General features: G+C 66.7%; 6 protein-coding genes and 1 pseudogene. 1 reads left to right on the forward strand and 6 read right to left on the reverse strand.

Translation table 11 applies throughout. From position 1 onward, the window contains the following. Positions 1-149: 149 nt before the first annotated feature. The 6 genes from MZTS_RS21380 to MZTS_RS21405 all read right to left on the reverse strand — a co-directional run bounded on the left by MZTS_RS21380 (position 150) and on the right by MZTS_RS21405 (position 5,335). The gene (locus tag MZTS_RS21380) at positions 150-584 is read right to left on the reverse strand and encodes a hypothetical protein (RefSeq protein WP_192285344.1); all 435 of its coding nucleotides are present in this window, start codon (positions 582-584) and stop codon (positions 150-152) included. Between the two features lie 135 nt (positions 585-719). Next, positions 720-1,004, reverse strand: coding sequence for a hypothetical protein (locus MZTS_RS21385; RefSeq protein ID WP_192285345.1), 285 nt, complete (start codon positions 1,002-1,004; stop codon positions 720-722). A gap of 96 nt (positions 1,005-1,100) precedes the next feature. Further along, positions 1,101-2,432, reverse strand: a complete 1,332-nt coding sequence (locus MZTS_RS21390; RefSeq protein WP_192285346.1) for a sensor histidine kinase — start codon at positions 2,430-2,432, stop codon at positions 1,101-1,103. After that, positions 2,432-3,103 (reverse strand): response regulator transcription factor, encoded by a 672-nt coding sequence (locus MZTS_RS21395; protein WP_192285347.1) that lies wholly within the window; start codon positions 3,101-3,103, stop codon positions 2,432-2,434. Before MZTS_RS21395 ends, MZTS_RS21390 begins: the two co-directional genes overlap by 1 nt. 105 nt (positions 3,104-3,208) lie before the next feature. Continuing rightward, a complete protein-coding gene (locus tag MZTS_RS21400) occupies positions 3,209-5,017 on the reverse strand; it encodes an ABC transporter ATP-binding protein (RefSeq protein ID WP_192285348.1) in 1,809 nt (602 codons plus the stop codon). Positions 5,018-5,116: 99 nt separating this feature from the next. After that, positions 5,117-5,335 carry a hypothetical protein gene (locus tag MZTS_RS21405; protein ID WP_192285349.1) on the reverse strand — a complete coding sequence of 73 codons (219 nt, stop codon included), beginning with the start codon at positions 5,333-5,335 and terminating at the stop codon, positions 5,117-5,119. A gap of 633 nt (positions 5,336-5,968) precedes the next feature. On the opposite strand from MZTS_RS21405, the pseudogene MZTS_RS21410 reads away from it, so the two are divergent. Continuing rightward, positions 5,969-6,742: pseudogene (locus tag MZTS_RS21410) on the forward strand (TonB-dependent siderophore receptor); the annotation flags it as partial. Positions 6,743-6,819 lie beyond the last annotated feature (77 nt).

Below are 6,819 nucleotides of genomic sequence, written 5' to 3' on the forward strand. Positions count from 1 at the left end.
CTTCCAACTCAGACCACTAGCAGGAATGATCACCCTCCGGGCACCGGGATGCTGCGCCGGACTGACCGACCTTCAACTGGCAGGTGGGATGCGGGCGATGGGGCCTCACTCGCAGGGATGGTGGGATCGGGCATGCCATCACGGTCGCATCACCAGCATAGGGCATGGCTGACCCAGGCTGACGGCTTGCAGGAGAGGGGCGGCCCGCCTGTCTGCGAGGCGACGCCGCCCCGGCACGTCCGCGCCGTCGTCTGGTCGAAGGAAATACCCGTCGTGCGACCGGCTTCCTGACAAATCCGGGTAGTGGCCAGCCCGCAATCCAGCGACGCCCCGTTGTCCACGCTCGGGCAACGGGCCTTCGAGAACACGAGGACCGGCCCAAACGACGGTGCTTCGGACATGGCTTGGCCCAGCGACCCGACGACTTCCGACCAGGAGCGCTCAAGCGCCGCCAGCGGACCGTCGTCGGCGCGCGTCTGCGGCATCTCCGGGATTATGGGGGACATCGCCGCCGCAGCCGCGATGGAAGCCTCCAACCCCATCACGGCGGCAAGGCAGCATATTATGGTCGAACGGGCGCTCATCTCGGAAACCGCATCTCGAAATTCCGTCGGGCAGGGCTAAGCCCCGGACGCCCGGTTCTACGGGCGGCCGTTGGCAACGGCGGCCCCGTGTCTTCGTGCACCCGTGCTGTGGGGACGGGCGGTGGACCCTGGACCTCAGTCGTCCCAGTCGTCGTGGAAGCCGAGCGGCTCGAACGGGGGCTCGTACTCGCGCATGACGAACCGGCGGCGATAGACGCGGTCGCACTCGGGCGGCTCGTACTCGTAGCCATCGTCGTAGACCGGCTGTGCCCGTGCTGCGGACGCGGCGAGCGCCCCCACGGCGAGCCCCCCGACGAGGCCCGCGGCGAATGCCCCGGACCGCCCGCGGGCCTGGGCCTCCGGGACGGCGGACGAGAACGCGGCGAGCGCGGCCGCGAGGACTAAGACTTTGTTGCGCATGGGTTCACCTCGGCTCCCGGGCGGGGAGGTCGGGCCGATCCTAGCGGCCGAGGTTGCCGCAACATTACGCCCAGCGGGGTCGGCCTGGGGCGGTGGTCAGGTCACCGCACCTCGGAACGTGAGGGAAACCGTCATGCCGCCGCCGGGAGTCTCGTCCATCGCGACGCTTCCCCCGTGCATGGCCATGACCTGCGCGACCAGGGCGAGCCCGAGCCCCGTGCCGTCGCTCGCCGGGCCCCGCGCGAACGGCTGAAGCATCTCCGTCAGGGTGCCGCCCCCGACCCCTTCGCCGTGGTCGATCACGAGAACGGTCCCCGGGGGACGGACCTCGACCAGGACGGACTTTCCGGAGCGGGCGTGCTGCAGGGCGTTGCGCAGGAGGTTGCCGACGGCGATGCGTGCGGCGGTCTCCGCACCAGTGACGAAGACCGCGTCACCTTCCCCTGCAAATGCGATGTCCACACCGGCAGCGAGCGCCGCGGGGACATGCTCCGCGGTCGTGGCGCGAACCGCCGCCACGAGGTCGAACCTGTGCATCTCTGGACTGTCCGAGGACAGCCGCGCGATCTGGAGCAGCATCGTGACGGTCGACGACAGGGACTGGATATCGGCCACGAGCGACCGACGCAGGGTAGGGTCCTCTACCCGCTCCAGGCCGGTCCGGACCCGGGTCAGCGGGGTCCGGAGCTCGTGGGCCGCGTTCGACAGGAATCGGCGCTGCGCGGCCGAGGCGACGTCGATGCGCTCCAAGGCGCGATTGAAAGCGGCCACCATCGGGACGAGTTCCCGCGGCGCCTCTCCCAACGGCAGGCGAACGCCTTGGGACCCACCGTCGATGCGTTCTGCGGAATGCGAGACCCGGCGCACCGGTCGGGCGATCAGGGCGGGGACGGTGAAAAGCGCGACCAGGATGGTCGCGATGACCACGGCCAAGATGGGGATTGCCGTGTAGTTCACGTCGCGCAGGCTGCTCAGGGCGGCCTGCGCGGGGGTGTAGGCGGCGCCGCCGACCTGAATCCGGACGATGTCCTCTCCGAGTCGTGTCACGATGCTCGCGTTGGTCAGGCGCAGGGCGTCGCCGCTGTCCGAGAAGTCCGACGCGCTGGGAGCCGCGATGTCGCCGTCCCGGATCGATGCCGGCACGGCGCCGTGATGCGTCGTCCCTCCCTTCGTCGTCACGACGTACCAAAGGTCGGGGAAGGTCCGATTGATCCCATCGAGCTCGCTTGTCGGCGACACGACCGGCGCCCCGCTCCCGTCGCGCGAGAGCGAAGCCTTGATCGCCCTCGCCGCGTCATACTGGGCTAGGAGGCCGTCATCGCCCTGCAGGGCGATGACCAGCGTCCAGGTGCACAGGATGGTGGCAGCGACGACGAGGCTGAGGAGGACGGCGGCGAGCCGGGCGATAGAGGGCTGACCGCGTGGCATCAACCGGCCTCCAGCACGTAGCCCAGGCCCCGGAGCGGCTTGATCGCCACGGAACAGTCGGCGGCCCGCAACCGCTTCCGCAGACGTGAGATGTGGGCGTCGATGGCGTTGGACTGGATCTCATCGTCGAAGCCGTAGGCCGCGGCTTCGAGGGTTTCACGCATGGTGACCTGTCCGGCACGGCGGATGAGCGCTTCGAGCAGCGCGAGTTCTCGGCGCGGGATCGGGATCGGGTGGCCCTCGATGCTGACCGACCTTGCGGCCGTGTCGAATGACAGGTTACCGATCCTCAGCACGCCCTTCCGGTCGACCTGGAGCCGGCGGATCACGGCCCTGGCGCGGGCGACGAGTTCCACCGGCTCGAACGGCTTCGGAACGTAATCATCGGCTCCGGCGTCGAGCGCCCGCGCGATCTCGACCGGGTCGTCGAACGCGGTCAGCATCAGCACCCCCGGCCGCGGCCTGAGTTGCGTCAGCCGCGAGATCAACGAGATGCCGTCGCCGTCGGGCAGCCTGCGGTCCAGGACGACCAGGTCGAACGGCTGGACGCTGACAGCCGCCAGCGCCTCGTCGAGGTTGCCCACGACATCGGCGTGCCCCAGCGCCTCTGAGAGCGTGGTCTTGAGCCACGCGCCCAGCTGCGGGTCATCCTCTACGACCAAGACTCGCAAGACGGTGGGACCTCCGAGGAGTGATGGCGGCAAGCCGGGGTGGCGAACCGGCAGCCGACGGACGAACGTACATTCCGACAGGCCGGGTCCGGCCGATCGGGGCCGTCACGCCGCCTTGCGAACGAGACGGGCATAGGCGCCGCTGCTGCCAAGCAACTCCTCGTGCGTCCCGTGCTCGACCACTGCCCCTTTGTCGAGCACGATGATCTGGTCAGCCCGGCGCACGGTCGAGAGCCGGTGCGCGATGGTGATAGTCGTGCGGGTCGTGCCGGACTGGTCGAGGGCACGGGTCATCGCCAACTCCGTCGCGGTGTCGAGCGCGCTCGTCGCCTCGTCGAGCAGCAGGACCCGCGGATCGCGCAGGATGGTGCGGGCGAGTGACAGGCGCTGCTTCTCGCCGCCCGAGAAGCGATGCCCCCGCTCGCCGACCACTGTGTCGTACCCGTCGGGCAGGGCTGAGAGAAGGTCGTGCAACTGCGCCGTCCGGGCTGCCGCATACAGGTCCGCGTCAGTCGCGTCCGGCCGGGCGAAGCGCAGGTTCTCAGCGACGCTAGCATGGAGCAGGTACGGATCCTGGGTGACGACCCCAAGGATGTTCGTGAGCGAGTGCAGGCTCAGGTCGCGCACGTCGACGTCGTCGTAGAGCACTGCACCAGCATCGACGTCGTAGAGGCGGGCGAGCAGGTAGCCTAGCGTGGACTTGCCCGATCCCGTGGCGCCCACGATTGCGGTGTGCGAGCCCGCCGGGATGTCGATGGTGACGCCCCGGATGGTGGCGGGTCCGGTCCGGTCGTAGGAGAATTCCACGCGATCCAGCCTGACGTGGCCCGTGACCGTGGCTTTGTCGAGCGTGACGGGGTCGGGCCGTTCGGTGATCTCGACCGGCTTGTCGAGGTACTCGAAGATGCGGGCGAACAGGGCGCGTGTCTTCCTGACCTCGACGCCCGAGCGCAGTACCTCTTCGAGCGGGAACAAGAGTTGCTCCTGCAGGGCGATCATGGCGACGAGCGTGCCGATGGTCATGGCGGTGCCCGACGCCATCATCCAGCCGCCGAGAAGCAGGGTCAGGGCCGGCATGGCTTGGAGCACCAGGTCGATGACCGACCACTGCCACTGGCCCGCCGTGTGGGACCGAACCTCCAGCGTGGCGACCTCGCGCGACGCCTGGGCGAAGCGTTGGGTCAGGTACGACGTGCGCCCCATCGTGCGGGCGAGGACGATGCCGGATACCGAGAGGGACTCCTGCACCGTCGACGACATCCGCGCGATCCGCTTCTGCTGCTCGTAGGTCAGGGCCTCGCGCGTCCGGCCAACCCAGTCGCTGATCCAGGTCGCCAGTGGCAGGACGAGGAACGAGAGCAGGGCGAGCCGCCACTCCAGGAGCAGCATGGCCGCGGCGGTCATGACGACGGTGCTGGCGTTTCGGGTCGCCTCGCCGGCCGTGTGGGTCACCAGGGCTTGCAGGGCGCCGATATCGTTGGCGATGCGGGATTGGATGTCCCCAGCCCGGGTCGCCGTGAAAAACCGCAGCGAGAGCGACTGGAGGTGGGTGTACACCGCCACCCGGAGGTCGTGCATGATCGCCTGCCCGACCTTCGCGGTGACGAGGACCTGCAGCACGCCGATGCCGGCGCCGACCGCGGCCAGAGCGACTAGGCTGCTGGAAAGGACTGCCAGCAACGGCAGGTCGGCCTTGGGCAAAGCCTCGTCGATGATCGCCCGGAGAAGGAACGGGGCGGCAAGGCCGGCGGCCGATGCCAAGGCGATCAGGAGTAGGACCAGCGCAATCCGCCCTCGGTAGGGCTGGAAAAGGCCGAGAATGCGCGCCACCGATACATGCGCCGTGGCGACGTCGTCGTAGGCGAGGCCGTCCGCCCCTTCCGGTTCGAACTGGTTCGCTAAATTTTGTCTCATGGATCTGGGCTTACCGTCGTCCGGATTGGTGATCCACGCTTGGCGGATGCATCGCAGGCGATGCGACGTCTGTTGCGACCGAGGCAGCCTGCCGTTTTCTTACGACTTGCCGAGAACGCGCCTCCCCGACAGGAAGGCCTGCAGGGTCTGGGAACTTAGCCGCTCTTGCTGGGCTCGCGTTTCATAGTCTATCAAACGGGCTATGATGTCATCATTCCGCGGGCGTTCGCTTTCTAGCTCTGAAATGACGGCCTTCGTCATCGTTTTCCTTAGCAACATCTCGAAAATATCGACTGGTTTTTCTGAACCCTCGGCCATGAAACGCCTTCCTCCATGCAGGAGGGGGGCTAAGGGTGCTCTATTACGGCAGCATTACGCGATGTCCGGTACGTGGGATGCGCAAAATCTTGTGCTTGCTCATCAAGGTCGTTGCGCGGACAGCCGCGACTCGGGCTATGTTGGGCTTAGGGCGACGGTCGTGGAGCCTGAGAATGAGTTCATGCCGAAGGTTATCTTACGCAGTCATCGGAGTTCCGCTTCATAAGATCTGTCACTCGAAAGCGGACGGTCCCCAATCCACACAACTCAGCCGTTAGCCTCTGCCTCGTCATCAGCCTGAAAATGGACCCGCCGAGGGTTTGCAAGGGGTCGGAAGGCGACATGCGAGGTTGCCGGGAAGCGGACATCGTCTACGCCCCACAGCTCCGGTCCCTGTGGTGACCACGCAACACATATGCCTAGCGAAGCTACGGATTATAACGTTTCAAAAGCCGTGCTGAGCCACCTTAAAACAGCTCAAAACTAGGCTACTTTGCATATTCCTTCCCAAGCTTGACCGTTCATGTTTCCCAAATGTAACGGCGCACCATTAATATAAGCTGGTGTGCGTCCGTGGCTGCTCGTAGCAAAAACATCAAGAAAAACGCTGCGCTAGCCGCATCGGCCGCCGTCGTGCTCGTCGCGCAATCAGGTTCGTTGGTTCGCTTCGGACCGAGTTCGGCCGCCGCCCAGCTCGCGGTTGACGGCTCTCAGGAGGTGCAGCTCGACGAAATATCGGTCGTGGGCAACGGCGGGCCTGCCAGCGGGGCAACCGGGGGAGCAGGACGCAGGGTGGATGGCTATCTTGCCAAGGACAGCATCAGCGCCACGCGCACCGACACGCCTCTGCGCGAGGTTCCGCAGACGGTCGTGGTCGTGCCGGATCAGGTGCTCACGGACGCCGCTGCCACTCGCGTGGACACCGCGCTCGACCTCGCAGGCGTCGGCCGGGGGAACAACTTCGCAGGCCTTGGTCTGACCGAGTTCACCATCCGCGGCTTTTCTACGGGCGAGTTCTACCGCAACGGCTTCCCGATCAACCGCGGCTACCCAAACTCGCCTGATGTTGTCTCGATTGCGCAGATCGAGGTCCTGAAAGGCCCCTCCGCCTTCCTTTACGGGCGCGGCGATCCGGGTGGCACCTTCAACATCGTCACTAAGCAGCCGCTGGCCGAGCGCGCCCTCGCAATCGGCACGCAGATCGGCAGCTTCAATCAGAAGCGCAGCACCTTCGATGCCACCGGAGCCCTCGATCAAGAGGGGCGGGTGCTCGCCCGCGTCACTGGCGCCGTCGAGGACAACGGCAGCTTCCGCGACTTCGTGCGCGGTGACCGCTACTACCTCGCCCCGGTCATCGCCTGGAAGCCAACCGCCGACACGACGATCACCCTCGAAGGCGAGCTGGTTAGGGTCTGTCGTCGCCTGAACGTCTTGGGGGTGTGAGCGTTTTCTGTCCTCTGGATGGAGCGGGCGAGGTCGGACAG

The organism is Methylorubrum zatmanii, assembly GCF_014845115.1.
In the GTDB taxonomy this organism is placed as follows: Bacteria; Pseudomonadota; Alphaproteobacteria; order Rhizobiales; family Beijerinckiaceae; genus Methylobacterium; species Methylobacterium zatmanii.

Excerpts from the sequence above, each read along its gene's own strand:
- MZTS_RS21380 (WP_192285344.1), bottom strand. The coding sequence starts at position 584 with ATGAGCGCCCGTTCGACCATAATATGCTGCCTTGCCGCCGTGATGGGG.
- MZTS_RS21390 (WP_192285346.1), bottom strand. The coding sequence starts at position 2,432 with ATGCCACGCGGTCAGCCCTCTATCGCCCGGCTCGCCGCCGTCCTCCTC.
- MZTS_RS21405 (WP_192285349.1), bottom strand. The coding sequence starts at position 5,335 with ATGGCCGAGGGTTCAGAAAAACCAGTCGATATTTTCGAGATGTTGCTA.
- MZTS_RS21385 (WP_192285345.1), bottom strand. The coding sequence starts at position 1,004 with ATGCGCAACAAAGTCTTAGTCCTCGCGGCCGCGCTCGCCGCGTTCTCG.
- MZTS_RS21400 (WP_192285348.1), bottom strand. The coding sequence starts at position 5,017 with ATGAGACAAAATTTAGCGAACCAGTTCGAACCGGAAGGGGCGGACGGC.